Below are 23,383 nucleotides of genomic sequence, written 5' to 3' on the forward strand. Positions count from 1 at the left end.
TGAACAAGAGTTCTTTGATCTCGAAACCTTTACCGGCCTCAGCGACTTTCATCAACGCGTTGCATGTTATCAGGCATACTATAATCTGGTCAGGGTGAATATGAATAAACAGTATCAATCCCCCTGGCAGATCGTACAGGACGAATGGCCGAAAATGAGGATTGAACTTGCTAAATTCCCGCCGCTTATGTTAGACTGGATTGGTCCCGATTATATGACCAAAGAAAAATTCGCTCTAAGGGGGGATGATGTACCATGTTATCCCTAATTCCGTCTTTACTGCAATCTAATGTCGGGCTGGCCGAAACCAGCCCGACTCCGCCAATTGGCGGCAGAAGGAGCTTTTTATAGTGGAGCAGCAATGCTACTTGATTGATATGAGGAGCATCACCGCTGACACTCACCGTTGGCTCGCTACAAGCCTGTGAAGAATGCCTGCAAGCGATGCCCCGCTTTGGGGCACCGTCTCTGCACGCCTCTTCACACAATAAATGTAGCGATTTACGGTGAGACGCTCAAAGTCCAGTGGACTTTCGATATTTACTTTTATCTACCAAAATACCGCTCTCAATCATGTTGTCAACCAAAAAATCAAACCTGTCTTCATAGGAGCCTCTCCTATCACCTTTTCCGGCTCGACAATATCCAGTGCCTCCAAAGAATCCTGATGCTTTGTTTAAAACAAAAAGGAGTGCGGAAAGAAGAAGGTGGGCACCGCAAACCTCGCATTCGCTTCGGGCCCTGCAACAGGCCCCGCAAGAATACGCAGCGGCGCCCGTTTTGCCGTATGGCTAAACGAGCGTTTTTGCGTTTCTTGCTATAAAACGTTGCAGGTTCGAAGCGAAACGTCAGACACTCATAAAACACTATTCAATTGTCTGGATACCAAAATACTACTTTTTCAAACCAAATGTCAATCAAAAAAAGCTCCCCACCCATAAAATCTCAACTCAGGCCCATTTCAGCAAGGATTTTGTCCGCCCGGCCTGCACTAACCTGATACGAATCAATCCCCATAACCTGCATTCTCTCAAATATCGTTGCATATTTTTCAGCCAGGTCTTCGACGGGTATCCTGCCCTGCTGTTTGGGAGGGATTTTGGCAAGCCCCAGCTTCTGCATGTGACGGTACCACCGCTTTTCCTCCTTTTCGCATTCCCGGCAGACTTGACGGTAGTACGTCTTGATGCGGCGGAATGATTTGGTGTCCAACCAATGAATTGCCCCGCATTCCTTGCACTGTCGCGTTTTCATGATTCTCATGCGGTCTTCTCAATCTGATATAACACTCTTTGCACAAATACTCCGGCCTATCCTTGCCACCCACATCGACCCAGCTATTTCTGCCTGGATGGTTTTTACAGGGGTATTTCCATGTTTGATGGGTGTGCATTTTGCTTAAACGCTTTTGCGTCTGTCCTGCCCCAGAAACTGAATTTCAGCAAACAGGCTTAACCTGCTGGCAATTCGCCTGTCAAAGGTTTCAGCGATCTGTGCCGGGGTCTTGTTGGAACTGATGATGGTTGCAAGCTGATTGCTTATTCTGCCGTCCAGGATGTCGTAGAATACATCGTATTCATAATCGCTGGCCGTGGCCCTCAATCCCAGATCGTCCAGGAACAGCACATCCAGATTGAGATATTTATCGCGTAGTTGCTGCTCTGGTGTTTTGGTGTCGAAGGCAGTACGTATGCGGCGGCATAGCTGGCCAAAGTCGATAACCAGCCCACAGTACCCATTGGCAATCGCCACCTTCAACAAGGCGTACATGGCCCGTGTCTTGCCCGTCCCGGTGCTGCCGACAAAGTACAGGTTGTCCGTACCATTCCAGCCATTGAGCTTCTCAAACACGCTGCCGGTGAAATCCAACACGTCGGCTTCAAGGTAGATCGGTTCAACGAGCTTTTGAATGGTTTCAATGACCGCTTCCGGGGTTTGCTTACGCATCCTTGCCCACCGCTCAATGCACCATCGGCACCACTTTTTGTCACGTTCCTTGTAGCGGGTACAGCATTGTTCACATTTAGCGAAAGCCAAGCTCTGGGGATTGATGATCTCGTTTATGGGTTTCATTTCTGTCAGTCTTAAATTGAGTTTTGTCGAAATTGTTCAGGTTGAAAATGCCCGGTATAAATTTTTCAATATCCAAAAACAGTCTGCCCAGGGGCCGGTCCCACGCCTGCGAATGTGGCAGCAGCAATGCCTGCCGATAGTTTTCAATCGCCCCCATAATCGCTTCGATCCCCCATTGAGCGACAGCCTGGGTGTAAGCGTACTCGATCCCTATGTCCTCGGCGTTGGCTTTCTGCCTGGCAAAACTGTTCCAGAACTCAACAAGGTCTCTGAGTGCCTGACAGGGAGATTTACCGGCAGACGCACGCTGGGAAAGGTCGTTCGTGCCCGCGCGCGTTGTTGTCGTATTTGTAGTATTTACTGAAGTAGAAGTTGAAGATGAAGGGGTTGGAATTTGCTTGGGGATTTGCTCTGGATTTTGGTTAAGCAAATTCTCAACCAAATGTCCCGTTATATTTGGGTTGCCGCCCTGCTTTCCAGCCTCCGCACGGATGGCCCGTAGTTTCATATCTTCATATATCCGCTTGACATAGAACGCTCCGGCACACTCTCCATCTGCCAACCGCTTGAGAACATTGTTGGCAATTAACTCCTGTAGAAGCCGCATTTTTTCACGGGTATTTCCGCGAATTAAGTTGGCGATTTCTTCGAGTTTAAGTGGAGTTAAACTCGGTTTCAACTGGGTTTCAACTCCATCTAAACCGCCATTTAGCCGCCGACTGAACACGCCTTTAACCGGCATTTCAAAGGAGGTATTGACCAGGCGTATCCACAGACCTTCGGCGGCAAACGAACACATTTTAAGGTCATGGTCTTCGTTCCAGTCCTTGGGATACATCTGGTAGGATGGGGCTTTTCCTGAGTTCTTCTTGTCCATTATTCCGCCTTGAAATATCGCTGCAAAATGGTTGCCATCGTGTCCCACTGCTGGTCGGTATATCCCTCATGTGGATTGGAAAGACACAGCAGCAGACTGTCGCTGCCTTTGAAATTCCCGCACCAGACACAGACAATCTTGCCTGCACGTTTAACCAGGTAAAACATTCTCGGCGATTTTGGATGCCGTGACCGTCTTGGCATGAAAATCCGCTCCTGGATGATTCTACCTAACTCATTTTTTACATTCATGAAGTGACTGGCCATCGTATATCTCCACTGTAATAAACACTCCGGATCGTTCTTGGTGGGTGCAGTAATCTTTACCCGTAACCTGCCGAACGACCTGCGAGTCATCCTTCCAGAGAATCCCCGTCAGGGCGTCTTCGGTGCTTCGGATGAGCTTGGTCAGGTCGGGCTTGGCTATCGGATAAGGACGTTGCCTGCCGGTCTTGGAAAGGGTTGTTTTCTTCGTCCAATGACTTTTGGGCCTCGGAACCCTAAACGACAGGCAAAGCCGTACTGCACCTTCTATCGGGCTGCCATGATAAGCTGCCATCGCAACAGCCCGGACAGACTGCATCCAGGATTTAGTAAACTTACTGGCTGGGGCCATAATGACCCGACCATGCCGATAAAACCCTGTTTTACTGCCTCCAGGCGCAATCCGTCCGGGGACGAAGAATGAAATCTTCATTTCGTCTATTCTCTGCAAGAAATTCTATGAAATGATTAACCGCTTAGAACGGCAGATCGTCAGCCTTTGGTTCAGGCACGTTTGCCGGACGTGAACCGGTTATGGGTGGCGGTGAGGGCCTGCTGGTCTGCGGGGCTTGTCTGGCACCGTTATTGGTCTTCCATCGGGCATTCATCCGGTGCAGCACCTCTTTGGGGGGAAGAACCCGTTCCTTGGGGGCATTATGGGCAATTCCGGGCAACTCCCAGTTCTCATACGTCTTGCCGTCTGTGTCGACAGTGGCATTGGAACAAAGAAGCTCCATACCGTTGTAAAACTCATCTTTGAACTTGGGATTTTCAAAATCCCCGTTAAAGCCGCACTTGGCCAAATCTTTTTCGACATAAGGCCATGCCGTATCGCTCAGGAAGAACTTGACATCCCGATCAAACGGTTCCCCCACCGTTGCCCATCCCGTGCCATCAAAGACATGGGTAATTTTGAAGGTCAGATATAAAAACGGGGTCTTTTTGGCACTCTTGAGGGTATCCACCCCCGCACCGATTAGCGTACCGTAATAAGTTCCTATTGCTTTCCTTGCCATAGATCAGTTGTCCTTTCTTTGATAGATGTGCTGCCAAATTGTTGACCAGACCAGAGCCGGGTCATTAGGTATATTGATTTCTTCCGGCATTCCATACCGGTTCTTTGCATCAAACGCATCCCGCCGCTGGGTGTAAATGATCCTGTCGGCCCCGCCAATCCCTTTGGCCCTGCCGGAAATCTTATCCACCACCGTCAGGTATGTCCCAAAGAAGGCTGCATCCACCCACTTATGGGTAACACCCCATGTCTTGTGGTGGACATCCGAAATATAACGGTCAAAATCTTCCCCCATCGGGTTTTTGAACGGCTTAATCTGCGTATGCCCCAGCAGCAGGATCATAATGCTCTTGGAATGAATCTGGTCGAGCTTATGCAGCAGTTTCAGCCAGTCGGCAATGGCCACCTCATAGCCTTTCTGGAAGGAACTGAAGCCTTTTTCGCCCCAATCCCCCTTGAAATCACGCTGGCATACAAACTCATGGCAAAGCCGTTCGAATCCACCCAGGGCATCCAGGGCAAGCGTCTTATAGCCAATCTCTTCCAGTCCGATCTGAGCATCCAGGAACGCGATCAGTTCCGGCCAGGAATTGATTAAGGTACGGGGTACGGCAGGAACACTGCCGGAACCCAGCAGGGTTTCATAGCCGGTTTCTCCCCGTGCCATCAGGATAGCCGGTTTTGGACAAAAAGCGGCACAGGTCGTTTTTCCCCAGCCTTCAACACAATTAAGAATCAGTTTCGGCGGCAGAAACTTGGCCTGGCCGGTATCTAAAGTCGGGACGGTTACATTCGCAGCGGTATGCTGCGGCGGGAATGTTCGTGGTACTCCTGTAGGCATGTTCATATTGAATCCTTTCGTTGGTAGTATTGGATTATTCGCTCATTAATTCCTGATGTACGTCATCGATACGGATAAAACCTTCCGGCAGTGCCTCAACGGACAGGTCGAAATCCCCCGTGCATAAATCCAGATAAGGGCACGTTCCAAAGCTGTTACAGGCATCATCATTGCGAAGCCATCGATGGGTTTCAAGGTTCTCATAAATCAATTCGGCATAGTGCCACAGATCAAGCTCTGTATCGCGTAAATCCGTAATCAGACGTGGGATTTCCCGGCGGGCAAAATAATAATCACAGCGGCGGCCCATATCGGCGGAGATACGGTCCCCATACATACCGAGGGTTTCCGCAATCGAAATACCCTTTGCGTGCTGAGTCACAGCAGCACAATCACAATTGACTATCAGGTAACTCAAATCATTCCCCTGAGTGACGGCATATTCACCAACCAGCATGGGTTCAGCTTCGTCATTAAATCGTGCGAAGTATTTCCCCGAAGAAATCAGTTCCTTCGTCTGTATCTGAGTCAATTGCTTGGGTTTGGAAAAAGAGGGCTTCCGTACCACATCATACAGAATCGTATCCACATTGTAACCAAGCCGTTGAGCAGCCAGGCAATAAATGGATATTTGAATATCCATCCGCAGCCGTCGCCAATAATTGCTTGTCGGATCAATCTCATCCGAGGTGGTCTTATGCTCCATCACCGCCAGACGACCATCAGGCAATTGAATGATTTTATCTATTTTCCCAGCAATCTTAAAAACCGGGTGACTTATGCCATGTATGGGATGGACAATTTCAAGCTCAAAGGGCAATTCGCTTGCAATAACCTTAATATCACGATCCATCTGTTCCCATCGCCAGAAGTAGCCGCCAAGCAGCCGAACCATCACTTCCCGTTCGATAGTCAGTTTTTCCCTGATCTCATCATCGTTGGTTTGCGGGATATGCCTGTCGTATTGCTCCAGTGCCCCGATAATCGCCTGATGTGTAGTGCAGCCCCGGCTTCGCAAATCCAGCCCCGTATGGAATGCCTGCCCCATTCGGAAATAATGGGCTTCCTCAGCAGGACGAATGCCCAGAATATAGGCGATCATGTGCTTACGATGACATTTACGGAAGCATTTAATCTGCGAACAGGTTAATCGCCGCTCATTCAGTTTTGGCTGATTCAGGAGTCCCGTTAGCTGGATTAATACTTTTCCCAGCTTATGAGGCGATGAAAGTAATCGTGTCACATGTCTCATCTCTTCTGACACTTCCGCAGGTTCATTACATCGCCTGGCAATTTCATCCGCATACCCATTGGCTGCCATAAGAATCAGGGCGAGTTTTTGACCCCTGCTATCCTCCAGGGTATAATGACGACCGCTATCGGTACGTCCAACAATAATTGTGGGTAAATGATTCTTTGTATTCATTTTTTAACCTTTCCTAATGGTGTCCCTTTCTCGGCTGCGTTGGCAATCAACCGGTCAACACTGACTTCTCTGTACCTTTTAGAATGACCAACGACAACTTCCTGAAGGCCGTTGGCAATAAGACGAGCCTTAAGCTTGACAAATGATCGGTAACTTATCCCCAGCCGGGAAGCAACCTCATATCTGCCAATCAAACTTTCCTTTTTATTTGCTTCACTTTGTTCCATTGACATTTCATTGCTCCAAATTTATTGCGTCATTTTGAATTTGACGCAAATGACAAATTGGCATAGTTAATTGTTGTAAAGGTATATAGTGAACAAATGGATGCAGTACTGCAAAAAAACTCTTAGGCCTAATGTTATGTGCATTATTTAGCGTCTTTTCGGCCTTTTGCAAGCATGAAAACAGGGATTATTTTGCGTCAAATTTGCAAGTATCTTTGGTTTAATAGATTAAAATGAAAAAAATAATAAATAATTCCGAGGAGTAGATGCAGATGTTTTCGTGCGATGAAAAGCTGTAAAACAAAAAAGGTGTTTCCGCCATCACGGAAACACCTTTTCCCTTTCACATTCGTTAAATATCAACCGATCTGTTTGTATTTCTGGGCGATCTTTTTAATATCCTCTTTGGCATAAATCGCTGTCACCTTCAGACTGCGATGCCCTAATACGGCCCTCGCCACATCCAATCCCAATTCCTCAGCAATATTGGTCGCTGCACTATGACGTAACTGATAGACCGTCCATTCCGGAATTTTCTGACCATCTCTATTCGCTGCTCGAATAGCATATTTAATCGCCTTACCATAACTGGCCGAATCATATTTGCAACCAATCTGCTGTAATGTCTCATCCTCTTTGGGTTTATTACCCTGATTCATTGGTGTAATGCGATTTTTGTGTTTTTCGGCCAACCGCTGACGTTCGGAATCCCTGGGTGAAAAGCAAAAGCTGTTTTTTTCTCTAAACAGATATTTCCTTAAAATCACCTGTGCTTTGGGGCCAATCGGGACAATGCGTTTGTGTTTTTCGCCATGACGGGCATTCTTGTTATAAATCTGGGGCACATGATACAACCATATCCCATCTCCTGCCTCGGTCTCAATATCACAGGGTCTCATTCCCGTCAGTTCAATACTTCGCATCCCTGTCAAATATTGCACCATCATCATATCCCCCAACACTTGGGTAGTGTAAGGCATAACCGCCAACATAATATTTTCAGCAACAGGCTCTACCGGTGCATTTTCTATCAGACCATATTGGCCGGGTCGCAACCGTTTGATGGCCTGAAGACCGTGATAAGTGCTGGGGTGAACATGGCCCTCCTCGACTGCCCATCGGAACATGCTTTTGATAATCCCTACCTTCTTATTTAGCGTACTCAAACAATACCGTGGTTTTGTTTTGCCTTTTTTATTTTTGCGGGTCAGTCCGGCCACATATTCCCGAAACTCTTTGAACTTCTGTGGTGAAAATTCCTCTATCGGTAACACTCCACAAAACTCGACAAGAGGCTGCATTGTCTCTCTAATCTCAGTCGGATAGTTTGTCATACTGCCATCAGATTTCCGATAGGTATTATCTGCATACGAAAGGAATGACTTAATCAATCCGGATATAGTACCGTCAAGTTTCGGAGAATTATCCTTGCTCGATTTGAAGATTGCCTGATGCAACACAGCCTTTGCAATTTCAACTGCAACTGCCCTGTCGCCCCGATAGGCATAAAGACCGCCCACAGGGATTAGTGGGCGGCCCCTAAATGTTTTCTCCCCCGGAAGCCTGACACTCCACCACCATCTCCCATTCCTCTGATACAGTGAACCCGGTAACTTCTCTTCTTTTGCTTTTCTTGCCATACGATTTCTCCTGTTGTAATAATAAATTGTTAAAATTGTTACATTTATTATTACATCGAAAACGTCGAGCAAAAAAAGCTCATTTAAGTCCTTACTATACAACCACTTAATAACGCGCCCGGAGAGATTCGAACTCCCGACCGACGGATTAGAAATCCGTTGCTCTATCCAGCTGAGCTACGGGCGCAACACCAGAAGCAGAATGACTGCCTTAAGGGATCGTCATCCAGATTAAAGAGGTATAATATTATCGGCAAATGCGATGATTGTCAATCGAAAAAGGCATTTGGGGCTTTGGATTCATTTGCGGTCACGCCCAGGCGATAAAAAGCCGTTTACTGTCGAACCAACCGGGTTTTTGCTTGCAAATCCGTATCATCTTACTATACTTCAAAGTTTCGTACACAGGCACAATACAACAGGTTTCGATTTGTCAGGGAAAAATTATGCAATGGATTAAATGGATTCGTAAGAATCGTCAGACCGCCATGACCGTCTTTGTTATCGTCTTAATGGTCGCATTCGTCGGCGGTTACGGTCTCGAAGAACTGCTGATGCGAATGGGGCAAAGCGGCAAACAGACCTTTGCCACCTATGGCAACGGCAAAAAAATCACGCATCAGGATATTGCCCGTTCCTCGCAGGAGCTGGAAACCCTCAAGGCCATCGGTGCCAATCAGCTGCTGTTTTCCAAGCAGACCCTTGTTGGAACCCCTGATGTCACGTCCATGATGCTGGGATATCTGTTGTTTGGCGATTCACAGATTGCCGGACGTCTGCGTCTGCAACTGCACCAGCTTGCCCAGCAGGGCCAGGTCCCGCTGACGGTTTCACAGATCGATGAGTTTTTCACGCATGATATGGACCGGCCGGATGTCACCTGGATTCTGTTATCCGACGAAGCCAGAAACGCCGGCATTGTCGTCTCGAATGAACAATCTGCCGCCGTACTGCGTCAGGTTATCTCGCAGATGTCGCAAAACCAGGGTGACCCGAGCGCCATTATTCGTTATGTCTCCTCCCAGATCAAGGTCGAACCAGTTGAAATCATTCGCACTTTCGGAAAACTGCTGGCTGTTCTCAAGTGGGCGGATATCGTCTGCGACAATGAAAATGTGACGACTGCCCAACTCCAGTCTGCTGTTGGGCGGATGATGGAACGTATCGATGTTGAGTGTGCCAAATTCCCTGCCGACTGGTTTGTCAACGCGTCGACAGCCCCTGCCGAGGACCAGATTCAAGCTCACTTCGAAGCCTACAAAAATGTTCCTGCCGGCGAGATTACCGAGCAGAATCCATATGGATTCGGGTATATGCTGCCGCACCGAGTCCAGATGGAATATTTCATCATCCTGTCGGACGACGTGAAAAAACAAATCGAGAAACCCAATGCCGAAGCTCTGGAAAACTACTACAGTTCCAACATCGATCGCTATCGCACGCAAATCCCGGTGGATCCCAACAAACCCGACGGCGAGAAGATCACCAAGACACGAACCTTTGCTGAAGTGTCCAGCGAGATCTATCGAACACTCGAGCGGGAGCGAACCCAGAAACTCATGCAGCTGATGATGAAGGATGCGAGGGACTGGCTCGATGAAAAAATGCTGACGCTGGACATGGAAAAGGCTACTGTCGACCAGCTCCAGCAGGCCAGCGGCGATTATTCCCAGGTTGCCGCCCGCATCACAGAAAAATACAAGGTTCCGGTCTATGTCGGACGAACCGGACAATTGAGCCAGAAAGACTTTGCGGAAGATGACTGCCTCAGCGACTTACAGGTGCAGCCGGCGATGAATCTGCGGCTGGCGGATGTGGTCTTTGCGGTTTCCACGGACCCTGTTCCGCCAAAGTCAAAAATTGCAAACTATGTCCCTCGGATGTGGGAGAATATTGGCCCCATGAACGGCGGGTATTATTCAGCCAAGGAGGCCAAATATACGGAACTCAGCGCCCTGTGCCGTGTCATTAACATCCAGAAGGCTGCTCCTGCCGAATCGGTAGATGTCGAGTATAATATTGCCGGGGCCGTTCTGGACAAGGCCCAGGCGGACCAGAAGGTCTTCCAGCTGAAAAAACAAGTCGTCGAAGACCTGCAAAAGCAGCTTGCCATGACCCAAGCCGCAGCCCGCGCTGAAGAGTTCAAACAGCTCATCGCCGCCAGCGACTGGGACAAGGCCTTAGAGCAGTACAATGCCAAATACGCCCCCAAAGATCCCAATCTTGTCGGCAGCGATGCCTTCAAAAAACTGACGATTACGTCGCTGCCGCGGCAACTGCTGATGTCCGACAGTGATTTGGCAAAAATGCGTCAGATCGCAGCCGGCAATCCGGCCTACATGAACTTTGTGACCGAACGCGCCATCAATAACATCCTCAATCGTCAATTCTTTGCTATTCTGGGTGACAAGGAAGAAACCGGCGTGATTGCCGAAATGTTCGAATTCAAACCTGGCATGGCCTGGTATGTAACCAAGAGCATCAAACGTCAGCCTGCCACCAAAGAGGATTATCTGGACCGCAAGAGCATAACCGCCATGCAAACCAATATGTCGGATACCGCCGGGCTGGGTCTGGTTCATTTCAATCCGCAGAATATCCGGAAACGCCTGAATTACGTCCCTGTCGTTATTCCGGAAGCCCAGAACAGCTCAGATTCCTCTGCCGATCAGAGTTCCACAAAATAAGGAATCCTCATGGCGTATCGAACCAAAGCTGATTTTCTGCTGTGGCTGGCGATTGTGGGGCTGGCGGGGTGGATTGTCCCCGGCGGCGGCCATTTTCTGATTCATCAGCCCAAGCGCGGGATGGTTATTTTTGTAACCATCACCCTGACTTTCTGTCTGGGCTTGTATATTGGTTCGATTGGCGTCATCGATTCGGTCGGCGGCTGGGCCTGGTATTTGGCTCAAATGATTGCCACACCCGCAGTGCGGATCCTGGATGGGATGACCCGCAGCGGAGCTTATGTCAGCCGCGGCAGGCCCTGCGACCTGGGCCAAATCTATACTGCCGTGGCAGGCCTGCTGAATCTGCTTAGCATCATCAGTGCGATGTATATGGCTTACAGCGGTCGCGGTGAACTGATCGGACAGGAGGATGAAAATGCCTGAGTGGAACACACTCCTGGCCTCATTTACCACCCCCGAACCGGTAGGCACCACAGCCTTGTCGATGGTGCTGATGTTTCCCCTGCTGCTGGCGATTGCGATTATATACAAGACGACCAAGCTGCGGGCATTCTTCTGGAAAACCATGCTGCGGGAAACGGCCATTTTATTCGGGGTGCTCAGCGGGTTTATGATTCTGGCGATTGTTGTGCTGAATCTGGTGGTCTGGCTGATCACCAGCTGATTGCAGACGATTTACTCTTCTGGCAGCAACGGTTCCAGCAGGCCCAATTCGACCAGGGCGTTGCGGGCGGCTCGCTGTTCGGCGTCTTTTTTGGTAATTGACCAGGCACTCGGATATCGCCGATGATGAATCACAGCAGCCACTTCAAAGCATTTATTGTGGTCCGGCCCCTTTTCATCCAGCAATTCATATGACGGGGTGGTATTGTACTGTTTCTGACAGTACTGCTGCAGAAGGGACTTGAAATTATCCTGATGTTCGTTGGCATCAGCCTGCATAATCACCGGCTTGAAAACCGACAACACAAACTGTCTGGCAGCCTCCAGACCGCCATCCAGATAAATCGCGGCAATCAGTGCCTCCAGCATTCCTGCGGCAATCGAGCCGGTCATGGCCCGGCTGGTATCGGTCCCTTTACCGACGCGAAAATATTCAATCAGGTTCAGCCGGGCGGCCACTTCCGAACAGCTTTTACGGGATACGACGGTACTTTTAAGCCGGGTCATTTCCCCTTCCAGATACGAGGGAAAAGTCTCATACAGGAATTGACAGATCACCAGCGACAGAACCGAATCTCCGAGAAATTCCAACCGCTCATTGCTGTTGCGGCGATCCTCTGCCTGCGAGGAGTGCGTCAAGGCCTCTTTCAATAATTCCTGATGCTCAAAATGATAACCGAGTACCGCTTCTATCTGTGCGATATCTTCCGACCGCATGTTCACGTTTCCTTAAAAAACATGCAGGCAGATTGCGCAGACCGCTTCCACAGCGGTTTTCGTAATATGCCTGGAATCCATTTGACAGCGCTATTATACGCCGTCCGACGGAAATGTCAATTCATCCGATCCAGATGGGTTTTCGGCGCAACCGGACAGGATTATGTGGAACTGATCTGCAACCCGGCCAGGGCCAGGAACTGGTCGTCCACAAATTTAAAAACGGTATCCAGTCCTGTCAGCCGGAAGATCCCTTTGGTCTGCGGCTTCATCCCGCACAGCACCAGCTGACGCCCGTTCTCATAGAGCACCTTGCGAAGTTTGAGCAGTTTGGCCAGACTCGAGGACGTCACCAGGCTGACCCCGGCAAAATCAACAACCACGTCATTGCCTACGGTTTCCGAGACCATCCCAATAACCGTCTGCAATTCCTCTCCGAGGTATGGCTCTTCGGCCAAATTGACCAAAATCACATTTTCAGACCAATTTTGAATTCCCATAAATTCCACTCCACAAAGACATTCCTTCCGAGGCCGCAATCCATAAAGCCATCGTTATGACCGCTATATCGTCTGGATCGCCTCGTTGATTTACCAGCAGATAAAAAAGTTTTGCCGTTTCTTGCCTTATTAGGACATAGTTACTCTATTATCTACACTACTCAAAGACAATGGATTTAGTTGCTTTTGACAGGATAAATCGCTATAGTGAATGACAGTATCGCGGGGGAATCTTGAGACCGCAGCCGGACTAAAGCACCAAATCATTGACCCCAAAGAAGTTACATAATTAAGTCTCGCTGATATCCAGTCGATAATCAGGATGTATTGACAAACGGCCTGTCGATATCAGGTAGGCCTGAAATTGAGGTGGATTATGAAAACCAAAAGTGCAGGAAAAACCGTATTGTATTTATTTATCGGACTGGTTTTGTCGGTTAGCCTTTATGCCGACCAGGTGGATTGGCGTATCTCCGGCGGCGGTAAAATCAAGGAAATCCGCTATTTCAACCCGCCGGCTGCCGCCCCCGCTGCTCAGGCAGCAACCGGATCGACAACAACCGCAACACCGCCGGTTTCCAGTTATATCATTGATTCACCTCCTGTGGATGGATTTGTTCCGTGGATTACCCTGTTAACCACCAACCGCCGTGAGGAAGAGCTGGTTCTGGATGCCGTCGTTGAACCGTCTATCCGGGGTACACTGACCAATCCGGCCTACCAAACTCAGTATGCCATAGGTATTTTCGATACCGGGGCCAGCGCTCATGTGCTGGGGTATCAAAATGCACAGATGCTCAAGTTGCTCAACAGCACCTATAAAACCAATAACGTCTCGGTTGTCAGCGGCGTTACCGGCGAGGTAGATGCCTGGGTCAGCCAGCCTTTGGGCTTGTTTGTCCAGGGCCTGTGGGTGCTTGAGCCCAACACCCCAACCGATCCAAGCCCTGTGCTTCGCTCCACCACGCATTTTGTCGGCGAAAGCAATGTATCGGTCCTGCTGGGCAGCTATCCGGACTCCAGGCCAGACCTGGTCACGGCCATTGGAACTCCGCTGAGCGTTTACTATACGACCTCCATCAAGCCCGGCAATACCAAAACGATTACCCGCAACGGCACCACCTATACCGCTCCGGAGGTACGCATCTATTCGCAGGACGACCCGGCCATTCCCTCCTATCCCAACAAGCTGCCTCTGGAATTAAGGCCTTTGGGCGCAGCGTATGTGCAGTATATTGCCTATGACCTGGACGGCATGATGGGAATGCTGCTGGACCCCTGGGGAGGAAGCACGATGTCATTCAATCCCACCACCCCCTCGGTCATTATTGGCACCGGCACGCAAAGCCTGTTTTTTGTTCACAGCGTGGATCTGGCGGAAGGAAGCTATTCTGCGGTTGATAAAACCCGCTTTATGCTCGACACCGGCGCCCAGATTTCCGTCATCAGCTCCCGGATTGCCGCACGGCTGAAACTCGATCCCGCCAACCCGGATTTTGAAGTCGAAATCGAAGGCGTTACCGGCGAATCCATCATGGCGCCGGGGTTTTATCTGGACTCGCTGAAGATGCCCGCTATCGGCCAATGGCTGGAATACACCAACGTCCCGATGGTCCTGCTGGATATTTCCAGTCCCGAAGGCGGCAAACTGGACGGCATCATCGGGATGAACCTGTTTACGCAATACAATATCGTTATTCGTGGCGGCGGCATGTTCCTCCAGGAGGACCCTGTGCTTGAATTCGAGCGGATTACCGCCCCGCTGGCCGGGGATATTGCCCCTGCTCCATCCGGGGATGGAAAAGTGGACATGCAGGATCTGGGTGCCTACAGCAGCGTATGGATGACCACCAGTCAGTCGGCCACCTGGAATCCCCAGGCAGATATCGCCCCGCCCAACCAGCCGGACAACATCATCGATATTCAGGATTTATCCCAACTGGCCGATAACTGGCTGATGGGTTCCCTGTAAGCCGTTATAGTGTTCTGAGCACCAGTGCCAGCGGCGTCTGCACATTCAGGATGTCTTGCGGCAAAACAAACAGGACCCGGTCACCCTGATTGGCCCAGCCGTTTTTCATAATCACACCGGTGGTGGTTGCGATGAAATCATCGAAATTGCGAGGCCGGGCCTGACAAATACTGATCACACCGTAATGCAGACTCATCTGTCGGGCAATCAATGCATCCGGACAGACCGTCAGAATCGGCACGTCCATCCGGGCCTTGCTTAACAGACGCACACTATGTCCGGCCTGTGTCCAGACGACCGCCAGTTTGGATTTGACATGATCCAGCATCTGGGCAACTGCCCGGGCTACCGCCGCAAGCTCACCCAGCCCGGGTTCGGTCTCAATCATCGGACGTTCCATCTCCTGCTGGTCCTGCCAGGCCTCAATGCGACGGCAGATATGGGCCACGGCTTTAACGGCCTCAACCGGATACCTGCCCACCGCCGATTCGCCGGACAGCATAATCGCATCGGTAAAATCCATCACCGCATTGGCTACGTCGCTGGCTTCGGCTCGCGTCGGTGAAGGATTCTGAATCATCGACTGCACGACCTGAGTGGCCACAATCACCGGTTTGCCCAGCCTGCGGCACATTTGGGTGATACGCTTCTGGGCCAGGGGTACCTGGGCAATATCCATCTCCACACCCAGATCGCCGCGAGCAACCATCGCCGCGTCCGCCGCTTCCAGAATCGACTCCAGATTCTCCAGGGCCTGCGGTTTTTCGATCTTGGCAATCACCCGTATCCACGAATCTCTGCTGGCCAGGTATTCCTTGAGATGGTGAATCTCAGCCGCCGTCTGCACAAAGCTCAGCGCCAGATAATCCAGGTTATTATGAATCGCCCAGTCCACCCAGCGCCAGTCCTTTTCCGTGATGGCGGGGATACTTAATTTGGAATCCGGCAGATTAATGCCCTTATTACTCAATACCGGCCCGCCGACAAGCACCTTGCAGCGGACCTCGGTAGCCGTCTTTTCCATCGCTGTCAGCACAAGCTGCCCGTCGTCAATCATCACCCGCTGGCCGGGCTGGACGTCCTGCACAAACGCCGGATAATTGGTCCCAAATCGGTGCAAATCTCCAACTGGACAATCCGAACAGATAACCACGTCTTCACCAGGCTGGAGAACCTGTCCTTCCGGCTGAATCTTGCCAATTCGCAGCTTGGGGCCGCACAAGTCACCCAGCACGCAGATTTCGTAAGTCAGGTGCTTGCGAATCTGGTTAATCATATTCAGCCGCTGCTGATGTTCCTCGAAGGTGCCGTGTGAAAAATTCATACGGAAGGTTGTCACGCCGGATTGAATCATCTCCAGCAGCACCGCCTCGCTGCTGCAGGCCGGCCCAATCGTTGCCACGACTCCTGTTTTTGTCAGAATCATCTGTGTCCCCTTTGTCCTCTGGTCCGGCCCGACACACACAATGTGCGACATAGTCCGTCCTGTTTAATCCAGCTATCATCTTGTTCCGATGGCTGGTCAAATTATATAACAAGGCATCGGTTTTGTCCAGTTCATACACCTCCATGTTTATTGTCAGCACGGCGACCTCGCACACAGCTTGACTGAGTCAGATGCCGCACCTATTGCATCTCTGGGGTATGTGATCGTGGCATGGTCAAGCAAAGCTTGGCCATGGCTCGTCATCCCGTGCCTGTTGCACTTGGGTCTGACTTTATTGTGAAAACGGAACGACTTTCGGCAAAGATGCCCAGGGGCAGAGGTTGACATCTTCGGGATATTTGACATCTTCGCATTTTTGAGCGAATATCGCGAAGATGCCAACTACGCCGTGGCCACCTTCGCGTTTTTGAGCAAATAATACGAAGATGTCAAATCATAATTATTATACCCTTATTATTATTAAAATAATGCGAAGATGGCCAAAAACACACTCTCGGGAGGGGTGGCCATCTTCGACATAACCTGTGAAAAAGGTGCAACAAACTATATCCTGAATTCTCCCGTTATTGGATTCCGGCCCTGTGGGGTTCATTTTCCTTGACGTTATGGCTAAAGTAGGTAACAATATCCCTGTTTTTCTCTGTCCGAAATCGATGCAATCGAAAATGGTGGTATAGAATGACTGAAATAAACCAATCAACGGGCAAAGCCCGGTTTGGATTGCCGGCCTGCCTGATCATCTGGGCAGGCATAACCGTCTTTGGCTTTTATGCCTCCACGCACATGGTGGCCGCGGGGGATACCTGGGTCGCCCTGGCCTGCGGCAGGCACCACGCCAACCACGGCGTCGATGTCGTGGAGCCGTTCAGCTTCAATTCGCACAAACCCGGCCCCACCGACGAGCAACTGGAAGGCTGGCCTGCATGGACCCACGGCCTGATTCGCACCATCCACCCCACCGGCTGGATTAACCAGAACTGGCTGACCCACCTGACTTTCTATGAACTGGTGCATCTATTCGGCACGGAAGATAACCCCAATTACAACATGCTGATTGTCTGGAAATTTGCCCTGTTCATTGCGACAGCTTTTGTCGTCTATGCCCTCGGGCGGGTCATCGGAGTCAATCCGCTGATGGCGGGGATTGCGGCCTGCTTTGCCATGATTATCGGCAGGTCGTTTTTCGATATTCGTCCGGCCTGCTGGTCGAATTTCTTTGTACCGCTGTATCTGCTGGTGCTGGCCCTGGCGACGTATCGCAATATTCGCTATATCTGGCTGCTGATTCCGCTGGTCGTTATCTGGGCCAATTTCCACGGCGGCTACATCTACGCCTATATGATGATGGTTCCCTTCTGCGGACTGCATGCGGCCTCGCTGATGAGCAGGACCCGCCTCCGGACCATCCCGTTCAAACAGACTCTGACCATCGGCTATGCGGCCATAGCGTCCTTTATCGCGATGGTCATATTCAATCCGTATCACCTGACCAACCTGACGCATACGTTTGAAATCAGTGTCAGCAAACACGCCGAATCCTGGCGTAATGTCAACGAGTGGCGTCCGGCGTTCAGCTTCCTTGACGAGAAAACCAAGACCCAGGGTCCCAATCCTGTCGGCGACGAGGAAGCCTTTGGGGTGATGTGCATCCTTTTATTCGTGGTACTCATCGTCTGGCTGGCAGGGCATCTGCTGCGACCCCGTCTGCTGACAGAGAAACGCCTCAAGCCCGCCGAAATCGAAAAACAATACGCCAACTGGCCTAAAATCGACCTGCCCCTGCTGGCGATTGCCCTGTTGACCACGTATATGGCAGTTCAATCCCGCCGGTTTATCGCCATTGCCGGCCCGGCCGTCTGCCCGGTCATCGCCCTGCTGATTCAGCAGGCCTGGCAGGCCATCACGGCGGCAGCGCATTACAAACGGCAAAACACGCTTGAGCCGCTGCCGGTTCCCCAGTCCTATCGTCATCTGAGCTTGAGCCTTTACGGGGCGATCTGTCTGGTCCTGGGATTATATTGGGGCAGCAGCTTCTATCAGATTTACCTGGCCCCTTGGCCGGAAGACAGCGTTTATCACTCTGTTTTCATGCGGATGACCGCATCCAATGTCAAGCCTATCGATGTCTGCCGGTTCATCAACGACAATCAGATTTCCGGACGGATGTTCAATTACTGGACCGAAGGCGGAGCGATTGCCTTTGGCCAGAAGCCCGACCCCGCAACCGGTGAAATTCCGCTCAAGCTGTTCATGGACGGTCGGGCACAGGCCGCTTACGACCACGACACCTATACCCAATGGCAGGTCATCTATGGCGGCACAGAATGCCCCGCCGTCAAAAACGCTTATCTGGCCGGCAGAGCCATGACCGACGCAGACTACCGGGCCATGGCCGAATGGATTAACCAGACCCTAAAACCTTATGAAGTCTGGGTCGTCCTGGTCCCGATGAGCCAGGGCAATTCCGACTTTATGAAGGCCCTGTCACACTCGGGCAACTGGAAAACCGCGTATTACGACACCTGCCAGTGGATGATGGTGGACACCCGGTATGCAAAGGGCGAAGCACTCATTCGCAGCATTATCAACGGCACCGCGGTATTTCCCACCGAGCTGTCGCGTCATATGACGCTGACAAAACTGCTGCCAACGATCTATACCAGCAGTCTGGCGGGGACCCTGGAGCAATCTGCCGTGGAAGCCTTCCGCATCCGTCCCTGCACGGCCACCCTGATTGAACTGATCAACGCAGGCATGACCACCGGCAATCACAAGCTGATTCTGGAGCAGTTGACGCAATTCATGACAGACTTCGAGGCCAACCGTGCTGCGTACCGGCAGAAAAACGGATACCTTGAACGCCTGCGATGTGCGATTATCACAGCCGACAACCTCAGTCGAAATAACCCGGCCCGAAAACAGGACTATCTGAATCTGTCCAGTAATTTCAAGGCGGAAGCAAACGCAATCCTCAACCGTGCGATGTGGTAACCTATGGATAAACCCGAAAACACATCCCGTCCAGCCGCAGAGAAACGCCATTCCATCAGCGCCTTTTTCCCCTGCTTCAATGAGCAGGCCACTGTTGAACCGCTGACCCGCAAAACCATAGCTGTACTGCAGACACTAACCGATGATTTCGAAGTGATTATCGTCAACGACGGCAGCAGCGACCAGACCGCCGCGATTGCTGACCGGCTGGCCCGGGAAATCCCACAGGTTCGCGTCATCCACCATCCGCATAATATGGGATACGGCAAGGCTCTCCAGTCAGGCTTTCGGGCAGCCACCAAAGAGCTGGTGTTCTACACCGACGGCGACAGCCAGTTCAATGTGGAGGAGCTGGCCGACATCCTGCCCCTGATTGAACGCTGCGACATTGTCAGCTGCTATCGTCTCAACCGGCAGGAAGGTCTGGGACGCCGATTCAATGCGTTTTGCTGGACCCGGCTGGTCTGTCTGGTCTTCGGCCTGCGGCTGCGGGATATTGACTGTGCCTTCAAACTCTACCGCCGCTGCATCTTTGATAGAATGAATCTGATCAGCACCGGCGCTCTGATTGATACTGAAGTTCTGGCCCGGGCGGCCAAACAGGGCTGCACCATCGTCCAGAAAGGGGTCCACCATTATCCCCGCATCGCAGGCAACCCCACCGGGGCCAAACTGCGGGTCATCCTGCGTGCATTCCGGGAATTGTTTGATCTGTACGGACAAATACGTCATGACACCAAAACAATGTAATCGACTTAGTTACGCCGCAGGGCGGCTTGCAAAACACCCTCTTGTGTCTCTGTTTTGCCTTTCCCGGCGGCTCCATTCAGGAATAGAGTAAATGATGAATACCACTCCATTACCTCCATTGATACGCCCTGATCTTCAGGCGCATATTTATTCCGAGCAGTTGTTAACCAACGTCCGCAACCTCCGCACCTTCTGCCCGGCCCGGACGCGGTTTTGTGCTGTCGTCAAGGCCAATGCCTATGGGCACGGCATCGGCGAAATTGTCAGCATTCTCAAAAATTATGTCGATGCCTTTGCCGTGGCAACCTTTTACGAAGCCCTGCATATCGAACCCCTGGCCGGCGGCAAACCCATTTTGATTCTCGAACCGGTCAACCCGGCCTATACCCCCGAACAAATCACGCTGTGTGCCCGGTATGGCTTTCACTGCGAACTGTCTTCGCTGGAAGGCATGGAGTATGTCCATCGTGTCCTGAAAGGCTCGGACCTGCGGATTCATCTGCATTTGAATGTCGAAACGGGCATGGGACGCTGCGGGCTGGACGAACCCATCTGCTCGACCATCCTCCAGCGACTGCCGGACTGTCCCAATATCAGACTGGCGGGGGTCATGACCCATTTTGCCACAGCCGATGAAGAGGATCTGTCTTACGCCTATGAACAGTTGTTCCGTTTCGAACGTTTCCTGACCGAGCATCAGCTCAAAAATCGCAACGATATCATCATTCATGCCTGCAATAGTGCCGGCACCCTGAAAATCCCCCAGGCCCATTACGACATGGTCCGCTGCGGTGTTTCGATGTACGGCTATTACTCCCGGCCGATGAAAAATCCGCCGGTCCCGCTGACGCCGGTCTTGAAACTGCAGGCCCCGATTACCCAGTTAAAAAAGATTCCTGCCGGCCACTCGGTCAGCTACGGACGGTCATTTATTCCCAAACGCGACACCCTGGCGGCCATTGTGTATCTGGGATATGCCGACGGCTACCGCCGCTGCTTTTCCAACCGGGCCCAAATGAAAATCGATCAATGGCTGGCCCCGGTCGTCGGTCGTGTCTGTATGGACCAGGTCATCCTCGACGTCACCGATGTCCCCGATGTCAAACTGGGCCAGATGGTTACGGTCCTGGATAACCAGCACGATTCCCCCTGTGGGGCTTATGCCCTCTCGCAACTGGCCGACACCATCTGCTATGAGATTCTGACGATGATTCATTCTCATGTTAAACGCATTGTCCATTAAGGATCCACCGGCGTTATGTCCAGCCAAACAAAAGAACAAACCGTCTATAACTTATTCGTGTACGGCTCCCTGCGGGAACCCACGATTTTCGAATCCGTCTGCGGGCTGAGCTTCACCCTCAAACCTTCCCGTGTCTATGAGCCGCAGGTTCTGTTTGCAGAACTGGCCATGCTCGACGGCTACCGACGAGTCAGCCCTGACAATGTGTATTTTTACGCGATTCGTGAGCCGGATTCCAAGATTCAGGGATTCGTCATTTACAATATCCCGGCCTCGGCGATGGCAGTCATCGACAAATACGAGGGCAAGCTCTACACCCGTGAGACGGTAACCGTCAATACCGCTGCCGGGCCCGTCTCGGCACAGGCCTATCTGAACCGCAACCGCGATATGAAAAAGCAGTTTGGCGACCGTTTTCACGTCAACCTGATTCACGAACTCTGGCTGCGCAAACGCATCGAGAACTTTTTCGCCAAGCACACCCGTCCCGGCGAAACCTCTCCCGATGCCGATATCGAACGTCGGGCCCGACGTGAACTCATCGGCACCACCGAACGCGATCTGGTCATCAGTCATCTGGGGCAGGATGCCGTCAGCGATTTTTATCTTGAGCACGAACTGTCGCGTCCCGTGCCGTCGATCAAGGATTTATTTGACGACGATCAGGCCCGCCCGTATATCGAAAATTATCTGACACTGGTGGTGCGGCAGACACTCCTTAACCAGTTTGAATATTATCTGCAGTCCCGATATCGGTTTGAATTGGACCGGATGGTTAAATCGACTCGTTATTATACCCGTACCATCCCTCTGCTGATCGCTCTGCGGATGCTGAACTTTAACACTGCGGCGGTGGATTTACTGCTCAAACGATGCTTTGAGGCCCTGCCGCTCAACGGCAAGCACGATCTGCTGGACTATGTCAAATTTGCCGTCGCCGCCGCTGAAAGCATGTTCGACGGCCGCGTCGCCCAGAGCAGCATGCAGATTCTCCGCTACAATCTCCAGCCAGGATTGGTTCCGATGGGCGCAGAAATGGAATTTAGCAACCTGGGCTATCGGGCCGTGCTGAAAAATATCTCTGATAAAGATGCGGCCTTTGACGGCTTTCGCTGGTTTGGGCGGTTTGCACTGGATGTATTAACCTGGAAACTCGGCGGCTACATCGACGACCACTCCGGGGCATTCCGACCAGGCACCTGCGGCTTTTTTGAACTGGCTCCCGGACGCCTGACCACCCAGGGTGAAGTCTCCAAGCCCGCCACTGCAGACCCCTGTATGCTCAGCCAGCTTATCCGTGAAATTGCCGCGTTTTACCCCATTCAGCCGCACAGTCTCCACCTGTCATTCCAGATTCGACGACGGCACATCGGACATCAGACTGTCCTGCCGCTGGAGTTTGTCAAATGCCTGTTCGTTTTGGGCGGCGGACTTCAGCTTTCCGATACCGGACGGGTCTTCATTACCCGCATGAGTCAGGATGAAATCCGACGCGACCAGTACGGTGAAGAACTGGTCTTCGCCCGTACCAGCAAACGGCACTCGACCATCACCGGCGAGGACGAACTTGGGACAGAGCCCAAATTCCAGCCAACCAACTATGTCCAACAGTATAAATTCATCAGGCTGGATGCCCGCGCCAATTACGAACCGCTGATTCTGGCACTGAAGGGACTGCAATTGTCCATCAATCCCGGCGATTATCTTACCCCCAAGCAATTGGCCAGCAATCCGCGGTTACAGGACGAGTACGAAGAACTTAAAAGCTGGGCGGCCAATCCCACAGCCATTCCTCCACACACCCTGCGGAAATTCTTGAGCACCATCCGTGACGGTCTGATGCAGGAAGGACATCACAAACCCTACCATAAGCGGCATTATATCGAGTGGGCTATTGGAGCGCTTGAAGCTCAGATTCTGCTGTTCAATCAGCAATTGGAAAAAAATCACTAACCTGCAATCCGAACACACGGCTCTTGGTCGAATTGCAGGTTAGCGGATCATTGTCGATCGGGGGCAGCTTGCAAAATCATCCTACCCGTCGGGCA

General features: G+C 51.3%; 22 protein-coding genes and 1 tRNA gene. 9 read left to right on the forward strand and 14 right to left on the reverse strand.

Annotation, left to right across the window (positions count from 1 at the left end; translation table 11 throughout):
- The coding region (locus ACQ9LF_RS11655; RefSeq protein ID WP_462489585.1) for a hypothetical protein at positions 1 to 268 on the forward strand (268 nt) is incomplete at its 5' end.
- Between the two features lie 677 nt (positions 269 to 945).
- On the opposite strand, the gene ACQ9LF_RS11660 is transcribed toward ACQ9LF_RS11655, so the two are convergent.
- From ACQ9LF_RS11660 to ACQ9LF_RS11710, 11 genes are all read right to left on the reverse strand, one after another.
- A complete protein-coding gene (locus ACQ9LF_RS11660; protein ID WP_462489586.1) occupies positions 946 to 1,254 on the reverse strand; it encodes a hypothetical protein in 309 nt (102 codons plus the stop codon).
- A 144-nt stretch (positions 1,255 to 1,398) separates the two neighbouring features.
- The gene (locus ACQ9LF_RS11665; protein ID WP_462489587.1) at positions 1,399 to 1,947 is read right to left on the reverse strand and encodes an ATP-binding protein; all 549 of its coding nucleotides are present in this window, start codon (positions 1,945 to 1,947) and stop codon (positions 1,399 to 1,401) included.
- 76 nt (positions 1,948 to 2,023) lie between these two features.
- Positions 2,024 to 2,950 (reverse strand): hypothetical protein, encoded by a 927-nt coding sequence (locus tag ACQ9LF_RS11670; RefSeq protein ID WP_462489588.1) that lies wholly within the window; start codon positions 2,948 to 2,950, stop codon positions 2,024 to 2,026.
- Entirely contained in the window at positions 2,950 to 3,153 is a 204-nt protein-coding gene (locus ACQ9LF_RS11675) for a hypothetical protein (protein WP_462489589.1), read from the reverse strand. Before ACQ9LF_RS11675 ends, ACQ9LF_RS11670 begins: the two co-directional genes overlap by 1 nt.
- A 31-nt stretch (positions 3,154 to 3,184) precedes the next feature.
- Positions 3,185 to 3,646: a RusA family crossover junction endodeoxyribonuclease gene (locus tag ACQ9LF_RS11680; RefSeq protein WP_462489590.1), complete on the reverse strand. Its 462-nt coding sequence runs from the start codon at positions 3,644 to 3,646 to the stop codon at positions 3,185 to 3,187.
- A gap of 43 nt (positions 3,647 to 3,689) precedes the next feature.
- Positions 3,690 to 4,229, reverse strand: a complete 540-nt coding sequence (locus ACQ9LF_RS11685) for a hypothetical protein (RefSeq protein ID WP_462489591.1) — start codon at positions 4,227 to 4,229, stop codon at positions 3,690 to 3,692.
- Between the two features lie 3 nt (positions 4,230 to 4,232).
- Positions 4,233 to 5,075: an AAA family ATPase gene (locus tag ACQ9LF_RS11690; protein WP_462489592.1), complete on the reverse strand. Its 843-nt coding sequence runs from the start codon at positions 5,073 to 5,075 to the stop codon at positions 4,233 to 4,235.
- Positions 5,076 to 5,103: 28 nt separating this feature from the next.
- Positions 5,104 to 6,495: a PD-(D/E)XK nuclease family protein gene (locus ACQ9LF_RS11695; protein ID WP_462489593.1), complete on the reverse strand. Its 1,392-nt coding sequence runs from the start codon at positions 6,493 to 6,495 to the stop codon at positions 5,104 to 5,106.
- Entirely contained in the window at positions 6,492 to 6,728 is a 237-nt protein-coding gene (locus ACQ9LF_RS11700; protein ID WP_462489594.1) for a hypothetical protein, read from the reverse strand. Before ACQ9LF_RS11700 ends, ACQ9LF_RS11695 begins: the two co-directional genes overlap by 4 nt.
- A 353-nt stretch (positions 6,729 to 7,081) precedes the next feature.
- Complete coding sequence (locus ACQ9LF_RS11705) at positions 7,082 to 8,434, reverse strand: tyrosine-type recombinase/integrase (RefSeq protein WP_462489595.1); 1,353 nt, start codon at positions 8,432 to 8,434, stop codon at positions 7,082 to 7,084.
- A 41-nt stretch (positions 8,435 to 8,475) separates the two neighbouring features.
- Positions 8,476 to 8,549, reverse strand: a tRNA-Arg gene (locus tag ACQ9LF_RS11710).
- 259 nt (positions 8,550 to 8,808) lie between these two features.
- Between ACQ9LF_RS11710 and ACQ9LF_RS11715 the strand changes: the two genes are divergently transcribed.
- Genes ACQ9LF_RS11715 through ACQ9LF_RS11725 form a run of 3 tightly spaced genes read left to right on the forward strand, consistent with a single transcriptional unit; the run spans position 8,809 to position 11,716 of the window.
- Positions 8,809 to 11,049: a hypothetical protein gene (locus ACQ9LF_RS11715; RefSeq protein WP_462489596.1), complete on the forward strand. Its 2,241-nt coding sequence runs from the start codon at positions 8,809 to 8,811 to the stop codon at positions 11,047 to 11,049.
- A 9-nt stretch (positions 11,050 to 11,058) separates the two neighbouring features.
- On the forward strand, positions 11,059 to 11,475 hold the full coding sequence (locus tag ACQ9LF_RS11720; RefSeq protein WP_462489597.1) for a DUF6677 family protein: 417 nt from the start codon (positions 11,059 to 11,061) through the stop codon (positions 11,473 to 11,475).
- Complete coding sequence (locus ACQ9LF_RS11725; RefSeq protein ID WP_462489598.1) at positions 11,468 to 11,716, forward strand: hypothetical protein; 249 nt, start codon at positions 11,468 to 11,470, stop codon at positions 11,714 to 11,716. Before ACQ9LF_RS11720 ends, ACQ9LF_RS11725 begins: the two co-directional genes overlap by 8 nt.
- An 11-nt stretch (positions 11,717 to 11,727) precedes the next feature.
- On the opposite strand, the gene rnc is transcribed toward ACQ9LF_RS11725, so the two are convergent.
- Positions 11,728 to 12,432 carry a ribonuclease III gene (gene rnc / locus ACQ9LF_RS11730; RefSeq protein WP_462489599.1) on the reverse strand — a complete coding sequence of 235 codons (705 nt, stop codon included), beginning with the start codon at positions 12,430 to 12,432 and terminating at the stop codon, positions 11,728 to 11,730.
- Positions 12,433 to 12,593: 161 nt separating this feature from the next.
- A complete protein-coding gene (locus ACQ9LF_RS11735) occupies positions 12,594 to 12,932 on the reverse strand; it encodes an STAS domain-containing protein (RefSeq protein WP_462489600.1) in 339 nt (112 codons plus the stop codon).
- 376 nt (positions 12,933 to 13,308) lie between these two features.
- Here ACQ9LF_RS11735 and ACQ9LF_RS11740 point away from each other — a divergent pair, with 376 nt between their 5' ends.
- Complete coding sequence (locus ACQ9LF_RS11740) at positions 13,309 to 14,904, forward strand: aspartyl protease family protein (RefSeq protein ID WP_462489601.1); 1,596 nt, start codon at positions 13,309 to 13,311, stop codon at positions 14,902 to 14,904.
- Positions 14,905 to 14,908: 4 nt separating this feature from the next.
- Here ACQ9LF_RS11740 and pyk read toward each other — a convergent pair whose 3' ends face one another.
- Positions 14,909 to 16,330 carry a pyruvate kinase gene (pyk, locus tag ACQ9LF_RS11745; RefSeq protein WP_462489602.1) on the reverse strand — a complete coding sequence of 474 codons (1,422 nt, stop codon included), beginning with the start codon at positions 16,328 to 16,330 and terminating at the stop codon, positions 14,909 to 14,911.
- A gap of 699 nt (positions 16,331 to 17,029) precedes the next feature.
- Here pyk and ACQ9LF_RS11750 point away from each other — a divergent pair.
- From ACQ9LF_RS11750 to ACQ9LF_RS11765, 4 genes are all read left to right on the forward strand, one after another.
- On the forward strand, positions 17,030 to 19,342 hold the full coding sequence (locus ACQ9LF_RS11750; RefSeq protein WP_462489603.1) for a hypothetical protein: 2,313 nt from the start codon (positions 17,030 to 17,032) through the stop codon (positions 19,340 to 19,342).
- 3 nt (positions 19,343 to 19,345) lie between these two features.
- Complete coding sequence (locus ACQ9LF_RS11755; RefSeq protein ID WP_462489604.1) at positions 19,346 to 20,092, forward strand: glycosyltransferase family 2 protein; 747 nt, start codon at positions 19,346 to 19,348, stop codon at positions 20,090 to 20,092.
- Positions 20,093 to 20,183: 91 nt separating this feature from the next.
- Positions 20,184 to 21,335, forward strand: a complete 1,152-nt coding sequence (alr, locus tag ACQ9LF_RS11760; RefSeq protein ID WP_462489605.1) for an alanine racemase — start codon at positions 20,184 to 20,186, stop codon at positions 21,333 to 21,335.
- A 15-nt stretch (positions 21,336 to 21,350) separates the two neighbouring features.
- Entirely contained in the window at positions 21,351 to 23,288 is a 1,938-nt protein-coding gene (locus ACQ9LF_RS11765) for a gamma-glutamylcyclotransferase family protein (RefSeq protein ID WP_462489606.1), read from the forward strand.
- The last annotated feature ends 95 nt before the right edge of the window (positions 23,289 to 23,383 follow it).

It is taken from the genome of Anaeroglomus insulsum (assembly GCF_050689095.1).
In the GTDB taxonomy this organism is placed as follows: Bacteria; Planctomycetota; Phycisphaerae; order Sedimentisphaerales; family Anaerohalosphaeraceae; genus Anaeroglomus; species Anaeroglomus insulsum.

Coding starts and splice junctions, on each gene's coding strand:
- ACQ9LF_RS11660 (WP_462489586.1), bottom strand. CDS start 1,254: ATGAAAACGCGACAGTGCAAGGAATGCGGGGCAATTCATTGGTTGGAC.
- ACQ9LF_RS11665 (WP_462489587.1), bottom strand. CDS start 1,947: ATGCGTAAGCAAACCCCGGAAGCGGTCATTGAAACCATTCAAAAGCTC.
- ACQ9LF_RS11670 (WP_462489588.1), bottom strand. CDS start 2,950: ATGGACAAGAAGAACTCAGGAAAAGCCCCATCCTACCAGATGTATCCC.
- ACQ9LF_RS11675 (WP_462489589.1), bottom strand. CDS start 3,153: ATGCCAAGACGGTCACGGCATCCAAAATCGCCGAGAATGTTTTACCTG.
- ACQ9LF_RS11680 (WP_462489590.1), bottom strand. CDS start 3,646: ATGAAGATTTCATTCTTCGTCCCCGGACGGATTGCGCCTGGAGGCAGT.
- ACQ9LF_RS11685 (WP_462489591.1), bottom strand. CDS start 4,229: ATGGCAAGGAAAGCAATAGGAACTTATTACGGTACGCTAATCGGTGCG.
- ACQ9LF_RS11690 (WP_462489592.1), bottom strand. CDS start 5,075: ATGAACATGCCTACAGGAGTACCACGAACATTCCCGCCGCAGCATACC.
- ACQ9LF_RS11695 (WP_462489593.1), bottom strand. CDS start 6,495: ATGAATACAAAGAATCATTTACCCACAATTATTGTTGGACGTACCGAT.
- ACQ9LF_RS11700 (WP_462489594.1), bottom strand. CDS start 6,728: ATGTCAATGGAACAAAGTGAAGCAAATAAAAAGGAAAGTTTGATTGGC.
- ACQ9LF_RS11715 (WP_462489596.1), top strand. CDS start 8,809: ATGCAATGGATTAAATGGATTCGTAAGAATCGTCAGACCGCCATGACC.
- ACQ9LF_RS11720 (WP_462489597.1), top strand. CDS start 11,059: ATGGCGTATCGAACCAAAGCTGATTTTCTGCTGTGGCTGGCGATTGTG.
- ACQ9LF_RS11725 (WP_462489598.1), top strand. CDS start 11,468: ATGCCTGAGTGGAACACACTCCTGGCCTCATTTACCACCCCCGAACCG.
- rnc (WP_462489599.1), bottom strand. CDS start 12,432: ATGCGGTCGGAAGATATCGCACAGATAGAAGCGGTACTCGGTTATCAT.
- ACQ9LF_RS11735 (WP_462489600.1), bottom strand. CDS start 12,932: ATGGGAATTCAAAATTGGTCTGAAAATGTGATTTTGGTCAATTTGGCC.
- ACQ9LF_RS11740 (WP_462489601.1), top strand. CDS start 13,309: ATGAAAACCAAAAGTGCAGGAAAAACCGTATTGTATTTATTTATCGGA.
- pyk (WP_462489602.1), bottom strand. CDS start 16,330: ATGATTCTGACAAAAACAGGAGTCGTGGCAACGATTGGGCCGGCCTGC.
- ACQ9LF_RS11750 (WP_462489603.1), top strand. CDS start 17,030: ATGACTGAAATAAACCAATCAACGGGCAAAGCCCGGTTTGGATTGCCG.
- ACQ9LF_RS11755 (WP_462489604.1), top strand. CDS start 19,346: ATGGATAAACCCGAAAACACATCCCGTCCAGCCGCAGAGAAACGCCAT.
- alr (WP_462489605.1), top strand. CDS start 20,184: ATGATGAATACCACTCCATTACCTCCATTGATACGCCCTGATCTTCAG.
- ACQ9LF_RS11765 (WP_462489606.1), top strand. CDS start 21,351: ATGTCCAGCCAAACAAAAGAACAAACCGTCTATAACTTATTCGTGTAC.